Genomic DNA, 23,139 nt, shown 5'->3' with positions numbered 1-23,139 from the left:
CGGGTAATGCAGATAAACTGTCAGTCGACCGATCCGTCCGAATGAGAATAGGGCATAGGGCCGCCCATACTGGAGCTGCCGAAGCAAGAAGAGCTTTCGCATGGATGATGGTGATGATGGTAGGGATGGCAGTACTTTTTCCAGTACTTCATCATGTGACGTTCCATTCTGTGACACATTTTCATGTAGTAGTACATGGAACACGGATCGTACACATGGTGCATGGGATACATGGGTACATGCATCGGCATTTGCGGCACCTGAGGCTGCGGGTATCTTTCTGCCATATGGATCACTCCTTTGTTGTTTGGTAGGAACTTCAGCCACGATGTATTGTATGAAGGCAATTGGGGATCTGTACCTGTCCACCGTCCATTTTGGTCCAATGGGAAATCTGTCAAAGGCAATGCTGTCTGTTGATACGCGTGCTGGTTCGTCCGAAGAGCACCTTGGTATCGCTAAGGATCTGCGCTATAATAAGGGGGAATGCGCTCTGATCCATTTCAGGGCCGGGAGGTAATAATCATGCAAGTGTTGCGAATTACCCCACGGGGTTATTGTTACGGTGTCGTGGATGCCATGGTGCTGGCCCGGCAGGCGGCCAAGAACCTGGACTTGCCCCGACCCATTTACATTTTGGGAATGATCGTGCACAATCGGCACGTCGTCGATGCATTTGAAGAGGAAGGCATTATCACACTGGATGGTCCCAACCGAATGGAGCTCTTGGATCAGGTGGACAAGGGCACGGTGATTTTCACCGCTCACGGTGTTTCGCCGGAAGTGCGCAAACGCGCCCGGGAAAAAGGACTGACCATTGTGGATGCCACTTGTCCGGATGTGACCCGGACCCACGATCTGATTAAGGAAAAAGTGGCCGAAGGGTACGAGATCGTCTATGTCGGGAAAAAGGGTCACCCGGAGCCGGAAGGCGCCATGGGTGTGGCTCCGGGCCATGTGCACCTGATTGAAAAAGAGGAAGACGTGGCCGAGCTCGACCTGGATACGGACAAAGTGCTGGTTACCAACCAGACGACGATGAGTCAGTGGGACACCCGCCACCTGATGAACAAAGTGCGGGAAAAATATCCGACGGCCGAGATCGTCAACGAGATCTGCCTGGCGACGCAAGAACGGCAAGAAGCCGTTGCCGAGCAGGCCAAAAAGACGGAACTGGTCATCGTAGTTGGTGACCCCCGCAGCAACAACTCCCAGCGCTTGGCCCAAGTGGCTCGGGAAATCGCCGGTGTGGAAGCTTATCGCGTCAGCGATGTGACGGAAATCGACATCGAGTGGCTAAAAGGCAAACAAGTGGTTGGCGTCACCTCCGGTGCCTCCACTCCGACACCGATCACCCGGGAAGTGATCAAGTTTCTGGAACAATTTGATGAGAACGATCCCTCCACATGGAAACCGCAGCGCACTGTGGACAAGAAACGGCTGTTGCCGCCGGTACGCAAGAAAAAAGCCAACTGATATTTACACGCAAAAAAACGGGAAAGGTCATGGATTCATGACACTGCCCCGTTTTTTTGCGTTTTTGTTTGCTGGAAGACGGGAACAATTTTGAAAACTCAGTCCGTCCTAATGCCCGGTTTGCAGCCGGTTGCGCCGGGAGACAAAATCATAGCACTGGTTCATCGTTCCCCGAAATTCCACCCGATGATCCCCTTTCATCGGGTTGTACCACTGGAAATATTGGTCCTCATGCAAGATGGACGGGGGATATTTGTCGGAATCCAGAATGACATAGTACATCCTGTCACACCTCCTATGGTGCAGTATTGTCTAAACAATCGAGAAATAACCTCCTTCTCCCGGAAATAATAAAAAACGTCCCGAAGAACGGGACGAGAAAATGGAATCAGTCTTCCGACTCCTCATGATCCAGCCATTGTTCCGCCCAAGCTTGCACTTCATCCATGGCGGGCTTCAAGGCGGCTCCTTTCTCTGTCAATTCATATTCGATCCGTACAGGTGTCTCCGGGTAAATATTCCGGGTCAAAATCCCGGCAGCTTCCAGCTCTTTGAACCGTTCCGCCAGCATTTTGTCGCTCATTCCCGGAATCATTGCGGATATTTCTTTGAAGCGTTTGGGACCGTCCAACAAGGCCCGGATAATGAGGCCTGTCCAACGTTTGCCGAGCAGTTCAAAGGCACTTTCAAATTTGGGACATAATTTATGGTTGATCATGGTTACCATCTCCTGCGGATATTTTACCACAAAACACTTGACAAAAGTAAGTGATTCTGCGTATGATTCAAACATAAAGTAAATGACTTACCTATTTATATTTCATATACAAAAGGGAGGATATTTATTATGGGAAGTGTTGTGGTGGCAAGTATCGGACTGTTCATCATTCGTCTGGTGGTAGGTTTGACTTTTGCCGGTCACGGAACACAGAAGCTGTTTGGATGGTTCGGAGGTCATGGATTGAAGGGTACGGGCGGCTTCTTTGAGTCGATTGGCATTCGCCCCGGCGTCACGATGGCGTTTTTGGCCGGTGCATCGGAACTGGTGGCGGGTTTGCTCTTTGCCGCAGGTGTATGGGTACCGGTTGCAGCAGCTTTGATCGTGTTGACCATGTTGGTTGCTATTGTGAAAGTACACGGTCAAAACGGCTTTTGGATTACGGAAGGCGGCATTGAGTATAATGTGATTCTGATTGCTGTGGCTGTGGGTGTTGCATTGACCGGCCCCGGCGAATATGTTCTCTTTTAATCATGCACAAAAACAGCCCTCCTGAATGGGAGGGTAGAGCTGTTGATAAAGGCTTTACAGATCGATAGGAATGGCTGATGCCCTTCTACCAACGACTTTTGACGACGTGTCCAGCGACAAAACACGGACCGAGAAAGCATTTCCTTCGGCTTGCGCCTCGGTCATGGACAGTCTCCCATCTGCGACGTCGGAAAGGGAGCGACGGGTAGAAGGGGTTTTTCTGCTTTTCTGGACAGGTCTGTCATCAAGCTGGCCTTCTCCTTGTTACTGGGGAGGGCTGTTTCTTTTTTGCACAATGGCTTCGATCTCGGACAATACCGGCATCGCTTCGCGCTCTTCTTGAGTGACTAAATGCCAGTCAATGCCGGAAGGCTTGGGATACGAAGTATTCGTTGCGAGGGTTTCTCCTTCTGTCACAATCCAGTCCACCGGCAGGTCGAAGGGGTCTGGTTCCCATTCCTCGTCTACGATTTGCATGGAATGGACGGTGGAGATCACAGGAACCTCTGGATTGCCCAGCTCCCGCAATATGGCATATTCCCGGTCGGCATAGCCCTCCCCTTTACCCAAGCGGCGCCCGTCGGGATGAATCGCTACAGCCCCGATCACGATGAGATCGATCGGGGGGAGCTCTGTTAACGGGATTTCTTTGCCGTAACGGAGAATATGGGACAGGCTGGCTGCTTTACGCTCTTCGCCCGGGGGGACACTTTCCGGATGTACCCGGATAAATCCGGCTCTTAAGCGCGGTGTGGGAACCAGGAGCGTTTTTCCGTCTTTAAGCACTTGTGCCCGCAACGGCAGCTGGGGAGAATCTGGGTTTACTTTGACGGTGCGTGCCTGTTGATACACGTCCATTTGGGTGACGCGGTTCGCTGCCCGTTCCGCTCCCTTGAAGTTGGGAATACGTCCCGTCAGGGGAAAAGGAAACCGGCCGACTTTTTCCCGGGTCATCCGATCCCATACTTGCTTACGGATCTTCGATTTTCGATCAGTCACAAGCGTCCCTCCCGATTACTCACCCATCGCAGGGCGTTTGATCGATCATCAGCCTGCCGATGGGGACGGCGGTTTTTATCCGTTCGGATTCCCAGTATCCCCACGCCATGACGCCGTTGAGATATTCCACAGTGAAGCGGTCATCCGTTCCTTCTGCCGGATAACTGCTCCCCGGCTGAACGGCATCGGTATCGACGAGATACGATTTGGCAAGAAGCCGCTTTTGCTGTAGGACATCCAAATGGCTTTGGTTGCCCCAACGCCGGGCATAAGTCATTTCTTCTTCCAGTTTGCGAATTTCTTGCTGCAGTTCTTCCCGGTCCATTTGACTGTATCTACCCAAATTAGAACCTCCTCAGGTTCGTAGGATTACCCGTATTATAACAACTTTCATGATAAGGATGCTCATCGACTGGGAGCTTAACGCCCTGGGGATTTCGGCTGTATTCTGGATGAGGAGAACTGCACTGTTGGCGTTTGGAGGAAAGATCCGTAGCAGGATGAGACGTTTGCCTATGTTACAATGAAAAAAGCGTTGCTCATTCGTACGGGAGTGATGTCTACTTGGCGGTCGTGCTACTGTTTATCGACGGAGTCGGTTTGGGAGAGGAACAAGACCATAACCCTTGGTTTGCCTGTCCAACCCCTCACCTCGAAGGCTTGCTCGGCGGGCGGTCTTTGGTAAGAGGAGCAACGGGACAACATCGTGAGGATGTTTGGCTTGTGGAAACCGATGCCCGGCTGGGTGTACCGGGCTTGCCGCAAAGCGCAACAGGTCAGGCGGCCATCTTTACCGGGAAAAACGCACCGAAGCTGATGGGAGAACACCAAAGCGGGCTCCCGTTTCAACGGCTGCGCCGGCTGGTTCGCGCAGATAATCTGTATCTGCAATGTGAAGCACGAGGTTATCGGGGAACCTTTGCCAACTGTTATACCCAGGATTATTTTGACCGGCCCTCCACCAAGCGGGGGTGGGTCTCTGTATCTACCGTAGCCATTCAAAGTGCACAGGAGCCGATTCGGATGATGCCGGATCTCCTTGCCGATCAGGCGGTTTACCATGATTTGACCCGATGGACGTTGGCGCGCAAGGATGCAGCGGTTCCGGAAATTCAGCCGGAGGAGGCTGCGGAACATCTGCTCTCCTTGGCGGCTACTGCCGATCTGGTGGTACATGAATACTTTCTCAGCGACTTGGCGGGACACCGGCAGGATCGGGAGTTGATTCGTCGGGTTATCCAGGATGTCGATCGCTTTATCGGTACGTTGGCGCAGTACAAACACCGGGAAGATGTGATCGTGCTGGTAAGTGATCATGGGAACAGTGAGGATTTTCGGGTTTCAACCCATACATCCAATCCGGTGCCCACATTGATCATCGGACCGGCGGATGTTCCGCAGTCAACAGAGGGATGGAATCTGACCTGTATTACACCATGGCTGCTGGAGCAAGTGGAACGGGATCGGAACCGAAAAGAGAAAAAGGGAGGAATTTCCCATGGCTGAACGTTATGTACCGCAAGTAACCGCCGCATCGATTCCGGAAGACGGCGGCTGGGTTGAACTTTCCGGAGAGAACGTGTTAATCTTGTCCATCCCCGAATGGAAGGAAGTAGTGGAGAAATCCGCCAAGGGATACCGATACGTGTGGATGTATGACAGAGAAGGAGACGCTTATATTTTTTGTTTCCGCTTGGCGGACGGAACGGAACGGGCCGTGGCTTTTGCCAAGGAACATGCGGGTGTAATGCTGCAAGACGGTCGGGCTTTTGATACCTTTGCCTTTTTGATCACCACAGAAGAACTGAACGAAGTCAAAGAAGATACGCCGATGCTGCTGCTGCAAAAGGTTCGCCTGAAGCGGCACCCCCAGGCAGGCTGGTAATCGGTATACGGTGATTACCTTAGCACCCTAGGCATAGGCAGAAAGAAGTACCCTTATGATGGATCACGGCCAACATGAAAAATTGGACTACTCCGTAGACGATGTGAAGCAACAGTTGCGCCAGCTGGGGTGGTTTGACATCGATAAAGTCCAGACAGCCATATTGGAACCCTACGGCGGTCTCAGCATACCGCCTAAATCGGATTACCGTCCGCTTACCCGCAAAGACTTCGGATCGCCTTATCCGATGAAGCATTACCCGGTAGAGTTGATTATTGAGGGAAAACTGTTGGAAGGTTCCTTGCAGGAACGGAAATATCAAAGGAATGGCTGATGGAGGAGCTGAAACGGCGGGGTTATCACTCATTGGATGAGGTGTTTTATGCGGTGATCGGTACGAGGTGGATGCGTATCGGGATGAGCTGAAACAGCCGGTGGATCGGGAGTGAAGGGGGAGGTGTGTCTGGACCGGCAACGGGGATTTTACTGGCGGATGATCACGATCGTCCCGATGCCTACACGTCGGGCGAGATCCTCCACATCTCTGTTGTACATACGTATACATCCTCTGGAAACCCTCTTTCCGATGGAAGAGGGCCTATTTGTGCCGTGAATGCCGTACCCTCTCCGGGAGAGCCCCATCCAGTAGGTGCCGTAGGGCGTCAGGGGACCACCGGGACGAGTATAGGGGTAGGGCACTTTATTGATGATGCGATAAATCCCGACCGGCGTTCTCGATAATATCTTTCCGATTGCAATAGGATAGGACCGCAACACACGATTTCCCTCCATCAAAAACAGACGGCGCTCGGACAAATCCACCAGGATATTAGGCAATGCTGCATCCTCCTTTCTTTCCCTATCCTATGGGGAATCGATGGATTTGTTGTAACCATACTATCTGAAAAGGAGGGAGAAGATGAACGGGGCTTTGAAATGGATCATGTATTGGACCGTGCTCAACTGCCTGTCTGTGGTTACCGGAGGCCTTACCTTCAGCAGTCCATGGGTGCCGGCAGGGGTGGCGGCATTTTGGGCGGTGGTCGGTCACCTGGCCGACCAGTGGATCGTGCCCCGTTGGGGAAATCTCCTCGCTACACTGGCCGGTGCCTCGTTTATGGCTGTCACTTTGTGGACGATACCCTGGTGGGTTGCTGGCACGGAAGTTCGATGGTGGGCTGTTCTGTTGACGGTTTTGATCTTGGGTACGGTGGAGCTTGTCATGCACCGGTACATTTTGCGATACCGGGTTTATTAGAAAAATCCGGAGAGAAGGAATGAAAACCCTTCATATCCTTTGAGGAAACATGGTTCAGCTTTCCTTAGAATGGGATCTGCCGGAAAAACCGATGTCAGCCGTCGTCACTCCCATTGCCTATATGGAAATGATTTCTATAAAATGAAATAGGAATGATGGAATCGCTGGCATAAAAAACGGATCCGAGGAGGAAGGCATGAATCAAAGCATACTGACATCCGTCAAGGAACTGGAATCGTGCAAAGTCGAAGTGGATCCCCATAACAGCCGCGTCAAGCTGCTGGAATATCCTAAACAAGAAGTCTCCCGTCTAAGTCGGGACCTGGTGGAGGAAGCGGAAGAAAAGCAATTGGGGAAAGTGATTGTGTATGCTCGGGAACAAGATGTGGAGGCATGGAAAAACGAAGGGTTTCGGTTGGAAGGAACCATCGACGGTTTTTTTAACGGAGATAGTGCGTGCATGATGGCCAACTTCGTGGAAAAAGAACGCGCCCTCTCCGAAAAGTGCGACGAATTGGATCGCATCGTCAAGCTGGCCGAGCAGACGAAAAAGATCGAGCAACCGCCTGAATTGCCTGCGGGGTATGCTTTGCGGGAGGCTCAACCGGAGGATGTTCCAGAGCTTGCCCGATTGTACCGGCAGGTGTTTACTACCTATCCGACTCCGATCCATCATGAAGATGACATACGAAGAGCAATGGAGGATGATGTCTACTTTTCAGTGGTGACACATGAGGAGTGGATCGTGAGCGCCTCCTCGGCCGATGTGTTTCCCGAGTATCAATGTGCGGAATTGACCGATTGCGCCACCGATCCGCAATACCGGGGCAAAGGGCTGGTCAGTGCCTTGTTCAGCCATTTGGAGCAAAAGCTGTCCAAGATGGGGATCGGTCACGCCTTTTCTCTGACACGGGCGATTTCAGCAGGAATGAATATTGTGGCTGCCAAACACGGCTATCGATACCGGGGACGGCTGGTTCAAAACTGTGAGATTGCCGGTGGCTTTGAGGATATGAACATCTGGGTGAAAGCTTTTTGAGACTCCACACGCCTGAAGGCGTAGGATTCTTGGGTAGTTAGCGTCCTCCATTCATTTCTGCTTCGGACAACTCCCAAGTTCAGGGCTGTCTCATCAGCCCATCCCATGCAGTTAGAAATGTACCCGCATGGGCGGCGTACCTGCGACCAACGGAAGTGCCCGTGGTATTACCAGTACGCTAGTTCCTTCATCTCACTCTCATGGTTTACCCAGCAGGAGAGATTGGTGCTTTCTTCTTTCCCGAAGATAAACTTTGGCAGAACCTCAGGGTGCCGTGCAGGCACCCCGTTTTTCATGAAAATGCATCACATTGGGGCGGCTGAATACCGGTGGACAGTGCCAGCTTGGTCAGGTAATAACACTCTTCACGAGCCATATGATCGGCCATCAAGGGAGTCAGCGTGCCCAATGCTTCCCGATCCAACCGCAGCTCTTCCAGTTCGTTCAGAAAGCGCCGAAACAGTGCCAATTCCAGTTTCACCTGACGGTTGAACCGGTGCAGGGCGGGAAACTGGGTTACGCAGGTACGTAAGTACCCCGCCATTTCCACTGCTTTCAGATAAAACTGTTCAAAGTGTTTGTTGAAGCGCATCCCCCGTTTTTTCAACTCTTTTTCCACTGTATCCATGGTATCGGTGATGGCACCGGCGTGACCTGCCGCGTCCAACAACCAAACGAAGTGGTGGTGCAGGGCATGTTCTGCCGGGGGGCATTTACCTTTCATTAAATAACACAACACACGCAAGTATTCTTCCGCTTCGTTCACCATGTGGTTGATAAAGGTGGGCGTAAAGCCGATCGAGATGGATGAAGTGAGTTGACGATGGAGCAGATACAGTTTGAAACTCCGGATCGATTGTGTCCATTGCCATGCTTGGCGGGACAGTAACATATAGGATTGGACGGAAGCGGCTTGTTTGGCTTCATTGCGCAGTTGGTCAAATACCTGTACGTATTGCACAGCTCGCGTCCATTCCCGCTGTTCTTTCGGAGCGAGAGCGTCAGCCAAAAAACGGCCGTGGTCCCCTAATACCTGCAACCAAAAGCGGTGTTCAAAAGCCGCACATGTTTCATAACCGGAACTATCCAAGGAGATCCCCCCTTCCAGGCAGTCACCAAATGGTATGACGGAAGGGTTCCGGTGTATGCCCACTCAGATGATGGATTTCTTCATACAGCCCCCCTCCCATTACAAGGGGCGGGCTTGGATCAATCCACTTCGGCGCCGACGATCTTCCAGTTGCCATCCTAGGTTGCCTGCTCCGAGTCTTTTTCGCGGGTTCGGTCATCGGCTCGAACACTTCCACATTGATACCCTTGACATCGGCTTCTTCTTTTTTCTTTGACCGTCGGTAAAAAATAGAGCCAGTGCCAAGGTTACCGACAGACACAACGCAGGAGTTCAAGGTTTTCTCCATAAGGCTATGCAGACTTTCCCCCTTTTTAAAGTAGACAAGCTAGGAATATTCCTTCCCTGTTTTACAAAATATGAAAGAAAAAACGGCCTTTCTTTCACGGATCAAGAAGGAATCCAGGCTTTTTATCTATAAGAGTAGGCAGAAACGAAAAGGTGATGGTGAAGGGATTCAAAACTTGGGCGAAATCGGATTGATTGACATTGCTCCGGTTTTTCGATAATCTGATACCTGGATATAGTAGCAGGTACTAATTTGACGAAACATGGCATTGAAACATCATTTGGAATTTACATAACGGAAGGGAGTCCAGACTAATGAAGTTGATGGAAGGCAAGCGCGCGCTGATCATGGGGGTAGCCAATAAACGGAGTATCGCGTGGGGGATTGCCAAAGCCCTTCATCGAGCAGGGGCGGAACTGGCTTTTACCTATCAAGGTGAACGTTTGGAGCAGATGGTGAAAAAGCTGGTGGAAGAGGAGATGCCGGGATCTCTCTGCATCCCCTGTGACGTGACATCTGACGATGACATTCAAAACGCCTTCGGCACCATCCGGGAAAAGTGGGGACGGCTGGATACATTGGTGCACGCCATCGCCTTTGCCAAAGGGGAAGATCTGGAGGGTCCCTTTGTGGAAACCTCCCGTGACGGGTATGCACTGGCCCACGATATCAGCTCCTACTCCCTGGTGGCTGTGGCCAATGCGGCCAAGCCCCTGATGACGGAAGGCGGCAGTATCATTACGATTACCTACATGGGAGCGGAGCGGGTTATCCCCAACTACAAGGTAATGGGCGTGGCCAAAGCCGCTCTCGAAACCAATGTGAAGTACATGGCGTATGAGCTGGGCGCCGACAACATCCGGGTCAATGCCATTTCTGCGGGTCCCATCCGCACATTGGCCGCCAAAGGGGTCAAGGATTTCAACCAGATCCTGCACATTATTGAAGAAAAGGCACCGCTGCGCCGTACGACCGATGTAGCGGAAGTGGCAGATACTGCCCTGTTCTTAGCCAGCGATATGTCCCGGGGCGTGACGGGCGAAGTGATTCACGTAGATTCCGGGTACAACATTATGGGAATGTAAATTTTTCTACGGCCTGAAAATGGTTATTGCAACCCGTAATAAAGTGTGATACGGTATTGTTTGTGAAATTGCGCTAGAAGGATCCAAGATTCACTTAAAGGGTTGGGACCTCTAAGGACTAACCTTCCCCCGTGGTGAACGAGCAGATCCTAGCGGAATATTGGCTTAACACCAAATATTTCCTAGGAAGGGGGCCGGAAGGGGATGGAATACTCTACTTTCGGACGGCATGTAGCCATGGATGCTTGGGGTGTCGATTTCGATCTGCTCAACGACGCCTCAAAGCTGGAGGAGCACATGAAGATCGCGGCGGAGAAGTGTGGTGCTACGGTTCTCTCGTCGCAGAAAAAGTCGTTTGAACCGCAAGGGGCCACTGTGTTGGTGCTGTTGTCGGAAAGCCATCTGTCGATTCACACCTACCCGGAAAAAGGATTCGCTGCATTGGACTGCTATACTTGCGGTTACGACGTGGATCCCATGGTTGCTATCCAGTATATGATGGAAGTACTGAAGCCCACGCAAGCTTTCCCGAAAGTGATGCGTCGCGGCGACGGTCCCATCGAGGTAGTCCAACCTGACGACAAACTGGTCAAAAGTGCAGTCTGACGACTGAACAAAATGACACCTCCGCTCATGCGGAGGTGTTTTTATGGGAAGAGCAAGCCAAAGGAAAGGGTTAGGGTGAAGAAGTCTGATACCTATATTCCCCGATTTCCGGGAGATGAAACCTTATAAAAGCTCCGACCTATTCGGTCGGAGCTTTTATTGTGGGTGGATTATTTTCCTTTTGCAGCGACGGTGCGCACTTCATCGGGATTTTCCCGAGTTAGGGCGTGGTCAGCCAGTTCGCGTGCATCCGTGGAGTTTACCCCACGCACTTGCTCTTTCACTTCCGGGATGGTTCCGGCGCTCATGGAGAGCTCTACCAGGCCCAGGCCGACCAGCACTTCCGTCATTTTGGGATCGCCGGCCAGTTCGCCGCACATACCGACGGGGATGCCTGCTTTTTGACCCGCATCGCAGGTTTGGCGCACCAAGCGCAAAACAGCGGGGTGAGCCGCATCGTACAGATGGGCCACGGCTTCATTGCCCCGGTCGGCAGCCAGAGTGTACTGGGTCAGGTCGTTCGTGCCGATGCTCATAAAATCCACTTCTTTGGCCAGGAGGTCGGCGGTAACGGCAGCGGCGGGCACTTCCACCATAATGCCGACCTTCAGCTGTTCAGCCGTTTGAACGCCTTCTTTGTGCAGCTCCTGACGGCACTCTTCCAACAGGGCTTTGGCTTCTTTCACCTCGGACACGTTCTCCACCATGGGGAACATAATCCACAGGTCTCCGTAGACACCGGCTCGAAGCAGGGCGCGGAGCTGGGTTTTAAAAATGTCTTTGTTGGCCAAACAGAAGCGGATGGCCCGGTGGCCCAAAAAGGGGTTTTCTTCTTTGGGCAGTTCAGCATAAGGGAGATCTTTGTCTCCGCCGATATCCAGGGTACGGATGATGACCGGGCGTCCGTCAAAAGCTTCCAGTACCTTGCGATAGGTCTGGTATTGCTCTTCTTCCGTCGGCCAGTGATCGTTTTCGAGGTAGAGGAATTCCGTCCGGAACAGGCCGACGCCTTCGGCGCCGTTGTTCAGCGCGGTTTCCACGTCGTTCAGGCTGCCGATATTGGCGAAGATCTGGATCCGTTTTCCATCTTGGGTAACGGCGTCTTCTCCGGCTTTTTGGAGTGCTTGATCCCGAAGCTCTTGTTGCCGTTTCATTTCCTTTTCGGCTTTGGCTTGGGTTTCCGCATCGGGATTGAGATCAATCCAACCCGCTTCGCCATCGGCAATGATGGTATCGCCGTCCTGCACCTGCTCGATGGCTTTGCCCAACCCAAGCACGGCAGGAATTCCCAGCGTACGAGCCATGATGGCTGCGTGGGCCGTTTTACTGCCCCGGGCCGTGATCATAGCCGCGATTCCGGGAGGAAACTGGGCGGTATCGGAGGGAGCCAGTTCTTCGGCCACCACTACGCTACCCGGTTGCAACAGGGAGGGATCAAAGGGCTGTTTGCCCGATAAAAGCAGCAGCAGACGATCGCCTACATCCCGGATATCATCTGCGCGGGCTTGCATATACTCATCCGGCAGGGAGGCCAGCATTTGGCTCATTTCATCCGTTACAGCGGAGCAGATGGATTCGGCGTTCTTCTTTTGCTGCTGAATCCGGTTTTTCATTTCCCCGACATAGGCGGGATCATCCAAAAAGGAGAGGTGGGCGTCAAAGATCCCGGCTTCTCCTTCACCCATCCGCTCGGCTGTTACTTCCCGCAAGCGGGAAAGTTGTTCTTTTGCTTGGCTGACCGCTTGTTCCAGGCGGCGGGTTTCTTGTTCTGTATCGGAAATGGAGCGGGTCTCCACAACGGGCCGTTCTTTGCGCCACCAAACAGCCTGTCCGATGGCCAGGCCGGGAGCGGCGCCCACTCCGTTCAGGCGAACAGTAGTAGTCATGGTCATGCTACCCCTCTTTCTGCAGTGCTCTCAAACTTACTCCAAACCGCTTTCAATCAGGCTGCGCAGACCGTTTACAGCAGCTTCTGCGTCGTTGCCCTCTGCGCGGATGGTGATTTCATCGCCTTTACGGACAGAGAGAGACATCACACCCAACAGGCTTTTGGCGTCCACTTGTTTGCCCGCTTTTATCAGCTGTACTTGGCTTTCGTATTTACCAGCTTCTTGTACCAACAGAGCAGCCGGACGAGCATGGAGTCCGCTTTCATTTTGAATGACGATGGTGGTTTCTTGCATAAGTATCCCTCGTTTCTTCTAAAATTTGCAGTCGTTGTTCCAGGTTCTGAATGGACTGTTGCTGATGTATGATGCGCCGGATCAAATTCAATTCGGCTTGGGCAGTCATCAGGTGGTCCTGGGCATGCATCATGAGCAGGCCGCTCAGCTGATCGTCACCCGATTGAAGAAGGGTGGTCAATACTTGATGTCCTTCACGAAAAGCGGCTTCCGCTTCTTTCAAATGCTTTTCGGCCGATTTGAAGTCTCCTGACTCTGCGGCATCCATTGCTTCATATGCACAAGATCGTGCATTACCGCCGTGCAGTACCAACTGCCACACCTGCTGTTCAAAATCCATGGATCTCTCTCCTTGTCAGGCATCCCGCTTCAGGAGGTCCAACATTTGTTGCAGCACCCGATCGCCGTTCATGGTGGCAAAAGCACGCGGCTCCACCACGGCCAATGGTAAACCGTAAAGAGCGGCCGTTTTTGCAAACGATTTTTGGTGGTGGCGCACCTGTGGCTCCAGTAATAGGACATCCAGTTCCGGAGCGATCTCCTCAAACTCCGCCACACTGGCAGCGGATATTTGCAAAGGAATCCCGTGGGCACCGGCAGCTGTCTGTATCTTTTCCGCGAGACAGCGGGAGGTGGTGCCCATCGTGCACAAGATGGCAGCTCGAATCGGTCGGTCCATGGCTGTAAAACGGTTTCCCCTTTCCACGAGGTGACTTGGCCAAGCCGGTTTGCTTCCGGCAAAATTTCAGTGCCCTATCTAATCCTAAGCAAAAAATATGCCAATGTACAAATGTATTGCCGGAAAAAATTGTGTGTATTTTTTTCTGCACAGTTTGCACACAAAGTTTGCCTTATTCATCTCATTCTTACCCTGTATAGGGCGGCTGACACAGGAAATATCAGGGGATTGCCGATGACAAGCCAGCCGAAAAATCGATCAGGAGTCTGACAAGGTGTCAGAACAGAGGAAGTCTGCCAAGTTATGAAGGCGGGTTTTACTTGACTGAACCGGTTTGTCATCAATCGGAATAAGAGGGCTCATGACACCCTTGTTCAAGTTTTTCCGAAGAGAGAAGGGCCAATTCTTGAGCGGTCCCCGCCGGAAATCGCAGGGCAAAGGTATTTTCCAAAACAAGCAGCAACTGTTGCCACAAGTGGAGTACGTGATCGGCAGGGTGCCGCTCATGATGGTTCCGGTCTGCAGACGTCTCGGATGAAAGGATATGCTCTTTCAGGGTGTTTTGCAACAGACGGTCCGTCATGACACCCAGGTGCATCCACAGTCCCAGTTCCCGCTCGGGATCCAGAGACAGGGCTTCACGAAGCGGTGGCATGTGTTCCTGCATGGTACGGCAAAACCGCCGTGGATTCAGATGAGTAACGGTTTCAGCCAATCCCTGTTCGACGAGGGTGGGAATTTCCGCGAAAGTGACCGGGAGCTCTTCCGATGCCAGTACCTCCGTCTCTTTGGCGTTGTGTCCCGGATGGCTGAGATCCAGCAGCCGTTGTAGACGGGCAATTCCTTCCGGTTGTAGCAACTCCCAGGCCGGCAGATAAGGAACGCCTTCCAAATCAGGTTCCACGGTGCCCACTACGGCAATCAAGTGATGTTCTTTTTTTAGATGATCGAGCAGGGGCGAGCTCCGGCTTTGCGGGTCGATGCGCACCGAACGGATCAACACATCGGGATTTTTCTGCTGTAAATGCTCCCGAAGCCAGCTTTCCAGGGTGACAGCTGCCCCTTCTCCGGTCAGACAGACGGTGGCGATTAGGCGCTTGCTGCCTTGTTTACTGGGGATTTTCCCTTGTGATGTGCCGGCAGTTTCGGAAGGAGAAGCCATCAGACGGGCGGCATCCGCAACCGATGACAGGTCATTTTCCGGAAGCAGAGATTTTCGGCCCGCTTCGATGACCATCGGGAGATTCACGTGGCTCAAGGTTTGGATGGGAATGCCGCAATCCCGGCTGAGCGCTTCTCCCATGGTGGTCAATGACCCGATGTCCACCAGCAGCAAGACCCCGGCACCCTCGTCCAGCTTCCGGACCATTTCTGCAACGCGTTGATAGGTGACGGCAGCGGGCTGGTTTAACGGCATATCGATCGCTTGAATCACGGGTGTGCCCAGCAAGGAATTGGTCACTTCCGCCATGGATCTGGCCGCAGATGGACCGTGGGTGACGACCAGCACCGCGACGCGCTTTCGATTTTGAGGCCGACGGGAACGGGAGGCGAGGAGCAGGGCGGTCAAATCGATCTCTTGCTCTGGCAAATCGATGTCCAATGCCCGCTTCAGTTTTTTGGAGATTTCCACCGCTGCCTCCCGGTATATCGGCTGTACGCCTTTTAAGTCGGGAAGGTGCTCCCTTCTGTCCATGCTTCTAGGACGCTGTAAAAAAGACTGGATGTGCAAGGCCAAAGCAGTCAGCTGATAGATACTCAAGGGCTCAGGAAGGCGCGGATTCAACCGTTCCGCTTCCTCTTGCAGTACAGACATCAATTCCGGCTGAATCAGCCAGACTTTATTCGGCATTTCTTCCACCTGTGTCCGGGAGGCTTGCAGAAGGTCTTCCACATAGTCATCCACGACTTGCTGCAATTGTTTCTGCATGTCCGCAGGAGTCATCCCCTTTTGTGCCAAGCGTGCTTTTTTCCGTGTCAGCTCTGCATACACATTGGGCACATCTTTCCCAGCCTGTCGGGCGGGATGGGGAGATTCCGCCTGAATAGAGGAAGATTCAGAGGAAGCATCGTCCGGGTGGTTTCCCTCCGTCTCCGGCAAGGCGCGGAAAACGGGCTCCGGCAGGTCTTCCGGCAGTACCAATACATGATCCTGTCGCTGATTCAGATGGCGCAAAAAAGCACGGGCGCAGGCAATCTGGATGTCGCTTTCCAGCTGTCCGATATTACCCGGGCAATCATAGGTGAGGAATGCTTGTCGGCAAGATTCCGTGATGGACAAGGGGACTCCCATTTGCTCGCCTTCCCGGTGGAAAAAATGGTCGAGCAGGCTGGCTCGCTCTTCTTGACTCCGCTGACGCAATGGAGGCAAGGAGAGTTTAACGGAAAAACGCCGATACAAGGTGGGCAACAGCGCTTCCTTGGGAGATTCCGTAGTGGCACCGATCAGCCGCACCCGTGCGGTTCGATCCATGGAAGACTCCCCCAAGCGCCGGTACATTCCCCGATCGATCAGATAAAACAACATTTCCTGTCCGGCAGGGGGAAGCCGGTGAATTTCGTCTAAAAACAAAATGCCACCGTCAGCCCTGTCCACCAACCCGGAACGGTGGTTAGTCGCCCCGGTAAACGCTCCTTTTTGAACGCCGAACAGCTGACCCATCAACAATTCGGGATTCTGGGCGTATTCGGCGCAGTTAAAGACTACATAGGGGGCATCCGGTTTCAATATGCCTTCTTCAGTCGCAGTTTGATACAGCATGTTCGCCAAATAACTTTTCCCTACGCCGGTTTCGCCGGACAACAGGATGGGTAGACCGTGAGGCGGGTAAAAAAGGGCGGCCAAAGCTTCTTCCAGCAAGGGTTTCAGGCTCTCTCCAGTACCGACAATATTGGAGAAGCGTCGGAACAAGCCGGAGTGATCGGTGATCCGACGGGGATGAGCTGACACCGGACTTCCCCCTTGGATGAGGATACGGTCATTCTGGTTTTCAGCGGTAGCGGGCAGGTATCGTACTGGTCTGCCCGGTACTTTGACAGCCTGTTCCGCCTTGACCAGCTCGTTTAGATAACGGCTGACTGTAGAGCGTTCCAGATATAAAACGCGGCCCATTTCACCGGCAGACACACCTTCCGGGTTGCGGCGGCATAGTTCTTGAAGGGTTTGAAACACATGATCCAACTTTTTCACGATGAATCCTCCATTTCTCCCTTTCTATGATACACACTTTGCACACAAACAGGGCAGTAAAATCCAGGAAAATGGAAGGAGAAACGTTGAGGATAAAAATCTGGAAAATGATAGCGTATTTTTCATAGTCCATACAGGGGAATGACGGGAGAAGCCTTTCGTTGAGCGTTTTTGCCGGAGAGCAGCCGAGTCGGAGAATGTCTGTTAATCTAGTATGTATAAAAATGGAATTAAATAGTCCTTTAGAACTATGTTAATATAACCATGTATTTCAATATCAAGCAAAAAAGGAGGATACGATGCGTACCAATCATAAATGGAAGAAAGTTGTTGTCGCTTCTGCAGCCTTGTTAATGAGCACTTCGATTTTGCCGCTGACCGGTCAAGCCGATGCAGCTGCTAAACCGGTTACCAGTTCCCAAGCTTACTCTATTGTCGATTCCATTTTCGGTAAAGTGGGACTGGAAAATCCGTTGAAATCCCAAAATACCCAAAACACTCAAAACACCCAAGACACCCAAAACATTGGTGTAAAAAAAGCTTCCGCTGCTTCGGAAGAGTCCAACACCTGGGGTGACAAAATCATCGCCACCGGTGAGAAATACTTGGGAACTCCGTATAAATTCGGTTCCCCTTCTACTACGACCAAAACCTTCGACTGCTCCTCGTTTACTCAGCGCGTCTTTGCTGAAAACGGGATCAAACTTCCCCGCACCGCAGAACCTCAAGCTGAAGTAGGCAAGGAAGTTTCCCGTGACCAACTGCAAAAAGGCGACCTGGTCTTCTTCAAGCTGAAAGGTAAAGAACACTTATATATCGAGCACGTAGGCATCTACGCCGGAAACGGCAAAGTGCTCCACACCTGGGGTCCCGGCGGGGTCCGCTATGATGATATGAGCGACAGATGGCTGGATTGGGGCTTTGTGAAAGCAACCCGTGTCACCCCGGAAACCGTGAACCAATAAAATGAGAACGGAATGAAAACCTGCTCTGCGGAGCGGGTTTTCTTTTTGTTAAAAAGTTGTATCTTCGCGGAGGGGGTTAAGTGAAGAGTTGCTTCTTTTTTTACCCAAACCTTTTGTTCGGGACGAACATAGACTATTGGGACGCGAGTGCTCGCACTTGCTAAGGTTCGGGAGGTGAAGAGGGTGAAACGCTGGATGTGTAAAGGAAAAGTTCATCGGGCTACCGTTACCGAGTCCGATCTGGATTATGAAGGAAGTATCGAAATTGACGAAACTTTGATGAAAGCAGCCCATATTCTGCCCTTCGAAATGGTCCAGATAACCAGCCTTCGCAATGCATCCTTGTGGAAAACCTATGCCATCCCATCGAAAGAAGAGGGGAAAATCGGGTTGAACGGACCCCCTGCACTCTTGTTCCAACCAGGGGATCAAGTGGTGATTTTGAGTATGTCTTTGGTGGATGAGGAGGAGGTGGAGCGCCTTCAGCCTCGGGTGGTGTGGGTTGATCAGCGCAATCGGATTGTGAAAATCAAGGAAATCAATAACCTGCTCAAGGACTGTGGTGGATTATGACTAAGATAGGGTACAAATGGGGGGTTCACCGGACGTTGATGGGGGACCGCCGGGTAAAATCGGCGTTGCCGGAAACTGTCTGGTTCAGTGAAGAAAATCTGTGGTCGATGCTAAAAAGGCACAAAACCGTAATTTTGAAGCCGTCGGGCGGGACTGGCGGATGGGGGGTCATCCGAGTGCGGGACTTGGGAGGCCATTGGTTCGAGATTCACTCCGGCCCGCGCAAAAGGATCGTTTCCAACAGGAAAACGGCATTTACATCGATTTCTTCCATTACCCGTTCAGCCTCCTCCCGATATTTGATTCAACGGTGTATCGATTTGGCTACCTTTCGCGGTGCACCCATCGATATCCGGGTGATGGTGCAGCGAAAGCGGAGTACCCCTTGGACCGTAACTGGGCACTTGGCTAAAATTGCCGGCAAAGGGTATATTGTGACCAATGTAGCATTGAGTAAAGGATTTGTTCTGCCGGTCCGACAGGCGCTGAAGGGCTCCAATATGTCCGGAAGGCCGGTTCAGGCTGTCATCCGGGACCTGTGTGATACGGCGCTGTGGTCCGCACAACGGTTGGGCCGGTTTAGTACAGTGGTCGGCTTTGACATGGGGGTGGATGTGAACGGGCGGGTGTGGATGATCGAAGCCAATCCCAAGCCAGCCATTTCCCTCTTTTTAAAACTGAAGGATAAGAGCATGTACCGAACGATTATGGCCTATATGAAAAGATGAGGCAAACCTCCCTTTGGTTTGCTCTTTTTACGTAAAAGGGCTGATTGCGTAGAGGGAGGGGATCGGCCATAATAAACCTACAAGATCAAGAGGAATTAAGGTAGTTTTTGATGTTGGTCTCTCCGTTTCTTTTGTAGTGCCAACCAATGGCTTGTTTTTCTCTCGATGACAGGGTCTTTGACCATTGCGTGTGAGCTGTTGCCATTGCCATTGGTGATCGGGGTGTATAGTCTGCTTTTAAAGCGTAATCCAGTAAAGTTCGTCCATTTTTGCGCCGGCCCCCTGCACCCTGTCCGATGGAGGACCCGGCCAGCAGCGAGGGGATTGCGGTCATTTGCCTTACGATCAGTCTGACGGCGTATTTGGCAGGCTGTATCATCATGGGAGACCTTTTTTCCCTGATGGTGGCCCTGGCATCCCTGATGGTCCTGTTCGGGTTTTGCATCGGATGTGTCGTACGTGAGCGCTGGCTGGAGTGGAAAGCTCGCTGTCGATTTGGTACGCTGTCAGCAGACGGCTGTGCTATAAACGAGCCTTCACTTTGAAATACGAGGGTGATTTTTGTGGCGCGAAGTGGGTCAGGATGCATCTGGGCTGCGATTTTTCTTCTGTTGGTCGGGGGGTGTTCCCTCAAAGGTGGTGAGCGGCAAGAAGTACATGTATTGGCGGCTGCCAGTTTATCACAAGGGATGAAACAGGCAGAGAGATTGTATGAAGCGAAACACCCCGATGTGGATCTGGTGTTCAGCTACGGATCTTCCGGACAGTTGCAACGGCAAATCGAGCAAGGAGCACCTTGCGATCTTTTTGTGTCCGCCGGCCAGAAGGAGATGCAAGCATTGGTCCGGCAGGGACGGATAGATCCCGACGATGTGGAACAATGGTTGCGAAACGACTTGGTGGTTGTCATACCCAAGGATCACAAAATCGATATCAACAGTATACGCTCCCTCGCTTTATTGTCAGGCAAAGTGGCAGTGGGACAACCGGAGACGGTTCCGGCCGGTACATATGCCCGCCAATCCCTTCAGCATTTCGGTGTGTGGAAACAGATGCAGGATCGCCTAATCTTTGGTAAAGACGCCCGTCAAGTATTGGCCTATGTAGAAACCGGTAATGTACAGGCGGGCCTTGTGTACCTCACGGATGCCCGTTCCACTTCCCGCGTTCGCATTGCTACCCATATTCCTTCCAACAGTCACCAACCGATTATTTATCCGATGGGTTTGATAAAAAACGGTGATCAGTCGGAACAAGTTCGTTCGTTTTACCGTTGGTTACAAGGGGAACAGGCAAAAGCGATTTTTTTGAGAGAAGGATTTAAAGGAGCGGCGAACCATTGATGACGGCGATGGAGTTTTGGTCACCGGTGACCGTTTCCTTGCAAGTTACCGTTGCGGCCAGTTGGTTCAGCTTTTTGCTGGCATTGGCGGCGGCTTGGGCGAGTACCAGGAGGCGGTGGGCCAACCATGTGGCCATGGAGACCCTGTTTATGCTTCCGCTGGTATTGCCGCCTTCCGTAGTGGGTTACGGATTACTGGTGTTACTGGGGAGAGAAAGCTGGTTTGGCCAGTGGTTGGAAACCCTTTGGGGACAACCTCTCGTTTTCACTTGGTGGGCGGCTGTGATCGCGGCAACCGTTGTGGCTTTTCCGCTGATCTACCAAACGTTGAAAAGCGGATTCCACAGCCATGATCCGGAACTGGCGGATGCAGCTCGGACCATGGGTGCACAAGAGTGGCAAATTTTCCGTTATATCATCTTGCCGTTATCCTGGCGCCATTTGGTTACCGGATATATCCTGGGTTTTGCCCGGGCCTTGGGTGAATTTGGTGCTACCTTGATGGTCGCGGGGAACATCCCCGGAAAGACGCAAACACTGCCTACAGCCATTTATCTGGCGGTGGAAGCGGGGCAGGAAGAAACGGCGTTATCCTGGGTGCTGATGGTTGTTCTGTTTTCATTCCTGCTGATGGCTGTATCCCGTGTGATGCTTCGAAAAGCATGAAAAAAGGGCTTGCGCCCAAAATTACATCAGCAGGTAGCGTCCGGCGGCCATCAACAGCAACAAGAATCCCAGCAGTACCAACAGGATGAAATAAATATTTTCACCGATAAAGCGTTTCATGTGTTTCCCCCCGGTAACCAAAGTCTAGGTGCTCTCTGTCTATCCTATCACTCTTGCCTGAGCGGAAGCGAGAGGAAGATGGAAATTGTTTCACAGCCGAAACTGTTACGGTTTTATGACATAGATCGCAATTCTTCTAAATAAGCATTATTTTCCTAGCCAGATCATAAGGGCATGTTACACTGAGGATGGAGGTGGTCTGTGTGTGGACCGAAATCGGAAACCAGCTCAGACAAGCACGCGAGTCCAAAGGAATTTCGCTCGATGAGATGAAAGATTTGATACAAGTAGATAAAGTATCGCTCCAATACTTGGAGAACGGCGAATTCGATAAAATTTCCAGTCCTTTCTATGTGCGTTCCTGGATTCGGGCGTATGCCAAGAAGGTGGATTTGGAACCGGCTCACCTGTTGAAAAAATACCGGCCGATACCCGCCGATGGGGATCATGCCGGTAAAGGGGACGGGGACTTTTCCCAAACGACAAAGATGTTGCCTGCATTACCCCAAGGGGATCAGGAGCCCTATGATCCCTATGCCACCCGTCGCTTCGATACCCATGCGCTTAGCAAGACTAGCAAGTTCAACACGCGGGCCATGAAGGCGCTGCAAGAGCCTTCGTCGCAAGCATCGGAAGCGGGAAAAGAGGCAGATCAAGGGGGATACGACCCGTACCGTTCCGCCGCTGATAAGGGGATGGGAAGATACGCTTCGTATTCTCCGGATGTGTCCGTTGAGAAAGAGGATTCCCATGATACCGGATCTTATTCCCGCAGCTCCCGGGTGACAGATCAGACTGGGCGGTATACCCCTGCCTCCCTTTCGGATGAGTATGACCCTTATCATTCCATGCAGGGGTCGATGTCGAAGGATCATGAAGAGTGGGATGACATAGAACCGGAAAGCGGGACATCGGAGGAATCGGCTTACGATGATGCGGGGCCCTCTCTTTCCCGTACGCAAACCTATAGTTCCGGCCGTCATCGCGCTCTGTCCCGCACTCGCAGCATGCGGGCGGTGGAGCTGGAGGAAGAGTCGGGACATACCCCGGATGCAACCGGAGTTTCGGCATTGCCGGCCACCTATGTGGGTAATCAAGAGCTTGGCAGGAGAAGCCGCCGTTTCACCCGCCGGAAGAAAAACGGCAAAGGCAGTTTGAGCTCCTGGGTTTCCAAACACGGTCTGAAATCCCGCTGGGCGCGTTTCGCTGTGGCCGGGGCGATTCTTTTGGTTCCGATGACCATTTTCAGCGCTTATGCGATGATGGATAAACCTGAATCCGCACATCAGACGAGCGGAGGTGCTTCCAACAATGAGCCCCAAGTGGGCATTCAAAGCCAAGGCGGCAGCGGTGGAAGCGCGGAACTGGTCCCCGTCAACCAAGGTTCCTCCCACGGGATCAGCGAATATGAAGTAAATGGCCGGGGAGACCTGAAATTGGAGTTTTCCGCCAAAGACACCTCCTGGGTACAGGTGCGGGAGAGCAACCAGCCGAATGCCGGTTATCTGAAGGATTTCACCCTGCACAAAGGGGAGAGCTATCCGTTTACCCATGCTGGGAATGTCACTACCGACTTGTGGATTACACTCGGAGTGCCGGACAATGTACATGTGAAAGCAAACGGTAAAACCCTGCGGTCCGCCAAGACGATTCATATCAAGAAGTAGGACAACACCCT

At 52.2% G+C, this 23,139-nt stretch carries 28 protein-coding genes; 16 read left to right on the top strand and 12 right to left on the bottom strand.

The window, feature by feature from the left end; all coding sequences use genetic code 11:
• Nucleotides 1-20: 20 nt before the first annotated feature.
• Nucleotides 21-287, bottom strand: coding sequence for a hypothetical protein (locus tag IEW70_RS00315; RefSeq protein WP_188645949.1), 267 nt, complete (start codon nt 285-287; stop codon nt 21-23).
• 238 nt (nt 288-525) lie between these two features.
• Here IEW70_RS00315 and IEW70_RS00310 point away from each other — a divergent pair, with 238 nt between their 5' ends.
• Nucleotides 526-1,476 carry a 4-hydroxy-3-methylbut-2-enyl diphosphate reductase gene (locus IEW70_RS00310; protein WP_188645948.1) on the top strand — a complete coding sequence of 317 codons (951 nt, stop codon included), beginning with the start codon at nt 526-528 and terminating at the stop codon, nt 1,474-1,476.
• Between the two features lie 108 nt (nt 1,477-1,584).
• Here the strand turns inward: IEW70_RS00310 and IEW70_RS00305 are convergent, their stop codons facing one another.
• Nucleotides 1,585-1,758 (bottom strand): hypothetical protein, encoded by a 174-nt coding sequence (locus IEW70_RS00305; RefSeq protein WP_188645947.1) that lies wholly within the window; start codon nt 1,756-1,758, stop codon nt 1,585-1,587.
• A 106-nt stretch (nt 1,759-1,864) separates the two neighbouring features.
• Nucleotides 1,865-2,194 (bottom strand): winged helix-turn-helix transcriptional regulator, encoded by a 330-nt coding sequence (locus tag IEW70_RS00300; protein ID WP_188645946.1) that lies wholly within the window; start codon nt 2,192-2,194, stop codon nt 1,865-1,867.
• A gap of 129 nt (nt 2,195-2,323) precedes the next feature.
• Here IEW70_RS00300 and IEW70_RS00295 point away from each other — a divergent pair, with 129 nt between their 5' ends.
• The gene (locus IEW70_RS00295; protein WP_373285880.1) at nt 2,324-2,725 is read left to right on the top strand and encodes a DoxX family protein; all 402 of its coding nucleotides are present in this window, start codon (nt 2,324-2,326) and stop codon (nt 2,723-2,725) included.
• Between the two features lie 264 nt (nt 2,726-2,989).
• Here IEW70_RS00295 and IEW70_RS00290 read toward each other — a convergent pair whose 3' ends face one another.
• Nucleotides 2,990-3,724, bottom strand: a complete 735-nt coding sequence (locus IEW70_RS00290; protein ID WP_188645945.1) for a 5-formyltetrahydrofolate cyclo-ligase — start codon at nt 3,722-3,724, stop codon at nt 2,990-2,992.
• 19 nt (nt 3,725-3,743) lie between these two features.
• Nucleotides 3,744-4,067 carry a DUF1811 family protein gene (locus tag IEW70_RS00285; protein WP_188645944.1) on the bottom strand — a complete coding sequence of 108 codons (324 nt, stop codon included), beginning with the start codon at nt 4,065-4,067 and terminating at the stop codon, nt 3,744-3,746.
• A gap of 230 nt (nt 4,068-4,297) precedes the next feature.
• Between IEW70_RS00285 and IEW70_RS00280 the strand changes: the two genes are divergently transcribed.
• From IEW70_RS00280 to IEW70_RS00270, 3 genes are read left to right on the top strand one after another with little or no spacing between them, the layout of a single operon-like run.
• Nucleotides 4,298-5,230, top strand: a complete 933-nt coding sequence (locus IEW70_RS00280) for an alkaline phosphatase family protein (RefSeq protein WP_229751742.1) — start codon at nt 4,298-4,300, stop codon at nt 5,228-5,230.
• Complete coding sequence (locus IEW70_RS00275) at nt 5,223-5,609, top strand: hypothetical protein (RefSeq protein ID WP_188645942.1); 387 nt, start codon at nt 5,223-5,225, stop codon at nt 5,607-5,609. Before IEW70_RS00280 ends, IEW70_RS00275 begins: the two co-directional genes overlap by 8 nt.
• Before the next feature lie 55 nt (nt 5,610-5,664).
• Nucleotides 5,665-5,943, top strand: coding sequence for a YetF domain-containing protein (locus IEW70_RS00270; protein ID WP_188645941.1), 279 nt, complete (start codon nt 5,665-5,667; stop codon nt 5,941-5,943).
• Between the two features lie 149 nt (nt 5,944-6,092).
• Here IEW70_RS00270 and IEW70_RS00265 read toward each other — a convergent pair whose 3' ends face one another.
• Nucleotides 6,093-6,446, bottom strand: a complete 354-nt coding sequence (locus IEW70_RS00265) for a L,D-transpeptidase (RefSeq protein WP_188645940.1) — start codon at nt 6,444-6,446, stop codon at nt 6,093-6,095.
• An 82-nt stretch (nt 6,447-6,528) separates the two neighbouring features.
• Between IEW70_RS00265 and IEW70_RS00260 the strand changes: the two genes are divergently transcribed.
• Together IEW70_RS00260 and ablB are read left to right on the top strand one after the other, a co-directional pair.
• A complete protein-coding gene (locus IEW70_RS00260) occupies nt 6,529-6,867 on the top strand; it encodes a DUF2512 family protein (protein WP_188645939.1) in 339 nt (112 codons plus the stop codon).
• Nucleotides 6,868-7,063: 196 nt separating this feature from the next.
• Nucleotides 7,064-7,906: a putative beta-lysine N-acetyltransferase gene (gene ablB / locus IEW70_RS00255; protein ID WP_188645938.1), complete on the top strand. Its 843-nt coding sequence runs from the start codon at nt 7,064-7,066 to the stop codon at nt 7,904-7,906.
• A 292-nt stretch (nt 7,907-8,198) separates the two neighbouring features.
• On the opposite strand, the gene IEW70_RS00250 is transcribed toward ablB, so the two are convergent.
• Nucleotides 8,199-8,996 carry a DUF2935 domain-containing protein gene (locus tag IEW70_RS00250; RefSeq protein ID WP_229751696.1) on the bottom strand — a complete coding sequence of 266 codons (798 nt, stop codon included), beginning with the start codon at nt 8,994-8,996 and terminating at the stop codon, nt 8,199-8,201.
• A gap of 642 nt (nt 8,997-9,638) precedes the next feature.
• On the opposite strand from IEW70_RS00250, the gene fabI reads away from it, so the two are divergent.
• Together fabI and speD are read left to right on the top strand one after the other, a co-directional pair.
• The gene (gene fabI, locus IEW70_RS00245; protein ID WP_188645937.1) at nt 9,639-10,409 is read left to right on the top strand and encodes an enoyl-ACP reductase FabI; all 771 of its coding nucleotides are present in this window, start codon (nt 9,639-9,641) and stop codon (nt 10,407-10,409) included.
• A 204-nt stretch (nt 10,410-10,613) separates the two neighbouring features.
• Nucleotides 10,614-11,015, top strand: a complete 402-nt coding sequence (gene speD / locus IEW70_RS00240; protein ID WP_188645936.1) for an adenosylmethionine decarboxylase — start codon at nt 10,614-10,616, stop codon at nt 11,013-11,015.
• A 170-nt stretch (nt 11,016-11,185) separates the two neighbouring features.
• On the opposite strand, the gene ptsP is transcribed toward speD, so the two are convergent.
• From ptsP to IEW70_RS00215, 5 genes are all read right to left on the bottom strand, one after another.
• Nucleotides 11,186-12,907: a phosphoenolpyruvate--protein phosphotransferase gene (ptsP, locus tag IEW70_RS00235; RefSeq protein WP_188645935.1), complete on the bottom strand. Its 1,722-nt coding sequence runs from the start codon at nt 12,905-12,907 to the stop codon at nt 11,186-11,188.
• Between the two features lie 30 nt (nt 12,908-12,937).
• A complete protein-coding gene (locus IEW70_RS00230; protein WP_188645934.1) occupies nt 12,938-13,198 on the bottom strand; it encodes an HPr family phosphocarrier protein in 261 nt (86 codons plus the stop codon).
• Nucleotides 13,167-13,538, bottom strand: a complete 372-nt coding sequence (locus IEW70_RS00225) for a PTS lactose/cellobiose transporter subunit IIA (protein ID WP_188645933.1) — start codon at nt 13,536-13,538, stop codon at nt 13,167-13,169. Before IEW70_RS00225 ends, IEW70_RS00230 begins: the two co-directional genes overlap by 32 nt.
• A 15-nt stretch (nt 13,539-13,553) precedes the next feature.
• Nucleotides 13,554-13,877 (bottom strand): PTS sugar transporter subunit IIB, encoded by a 324-nt coding sequence (locus tag IEW70_RS00220; protein WP_188645932.1) that lies wholly within the window; start codon nt 13,875-13,877, stop codon nt 13,554-13,556.
• Between the two features lie 340 nt (nt 13,878-14,217).
• A complete protein-coding gene (locus IEW70_RS00215; protein ID WP_188645931.1) occupies nt 14,218-17,067 on the bottom strand; it encodes a sigma-54-dependent transcriptional regulator in 2,850 nt (949 codons plus the stop codon).
• Nucleotides 17,068-17,366: 299 nt separating this feature from the next.
• Here IEW70_RS00215 and IEW70_RS00210 point away from each other — a divergent pair, with 299 nt between their 5' ends.
• From IEW70_RS00210 to IEW70_RS00180, 7 genes are all read left to right on the top strand, one after another.
• Nucleotides 17,367-18,032: a C40 family peptidase gene (locus IEW70_RS00210; protein WP_188645930.1), complete on the top strand. Its 666-nt coding sequence runs from the start codon at nt 17,367-17,369 to the stop codon at nt 18,030-18,032.
• A 183-nt stretch (nt 18,033-18,215) separates the two neighbouring features.
• Nucleotides 18,216-18,605, top strand: coding sequence for an aspartate 1-decarboxylase (locus tag IEW70_RS00205; protein WP_188645929.1), 390 nt, complete (start codon nt 18,216-18,218; stop codon nt 18,603-18,605).
• Complete coding sequence (locus tag IEW70_RS00200; RefSeq protein WP_188645928.1) at nt 18,602-19,333, top strand: YheC/YheD family protein; 732 nt, start codon at nt 18,602-18,604, stop codon at nt 19,331-19,333. Before IEW70_RS00205 ends, IEW70_RS00200 begins: the two co-directional genes overlap by 4 nt.
• Nucleotides 19,334-19,602: 269 nt before the next feature.
• Nucleotides 19,603-19,878: a DUF4395 family protein gene (locus IEW70_RS18325; protein ID WP_188645927.1), complete on the top strand. Its 276-nt coding sequence runs from the start codon at nt 19,603-19,605 to the stop codon at nt 19,876-19,878.
• 18 nt (nt 19,879-19,896) lie between these two features.
• Complete coding sequence (modA, locus tag IEW70_RS00190) at nt 19,897-20,676, top strand: molybdate ABC transporter substrate-binding protein (RefSeq protein ID WP_188645926.1); 780 nt, start codon at nt 19,897-19,899, stop codon at nt 20,674-20,676.
• A complete protein-coding gene (gene modB, locus IEW70_RS00185; protein ID WP_188646273.1) occupies nt 20,676-21,341 on the top strand; it encodes a molybdate ABC transporter permease subunit in 666 nt (221 codons plus the stop codon). Before modA ends, modB begins: the two co-directional genes overlap by 1 nt.
• A 323-nt stretch (nt 21,342-21,664) precedes the next feature.
• Nucleotides 21,665-23,128 (top strand): helix-turn-helix domain-containing protein, encoded by a 1,464-nt coding sequence (locus IEW70_RS00180; protein ID WP_188645925.1) that lies wholly within the window; start codon nt 21,665-21,667, stop codon nt 23,126-23,128.
• Nucleotides 23,129-23,139: the final 11 nt, after the last annotated feature.

This window comes from Marinithermofilum abyssi, assembly GCF_014641195.1.
In the GTDB taxonomy this organism is placed as follows: Bacteria; Bacillota; Bacilli; order Thermoactinomycetales; family DSM-45169; genus Marinithermofilum; species Marinithermofilum abyssi.
The sequence above is the reverse complement of the archived record's forward strand: the minus strand, read 5'-3'. Positions and strand labels throughout refer to the sequence as shown.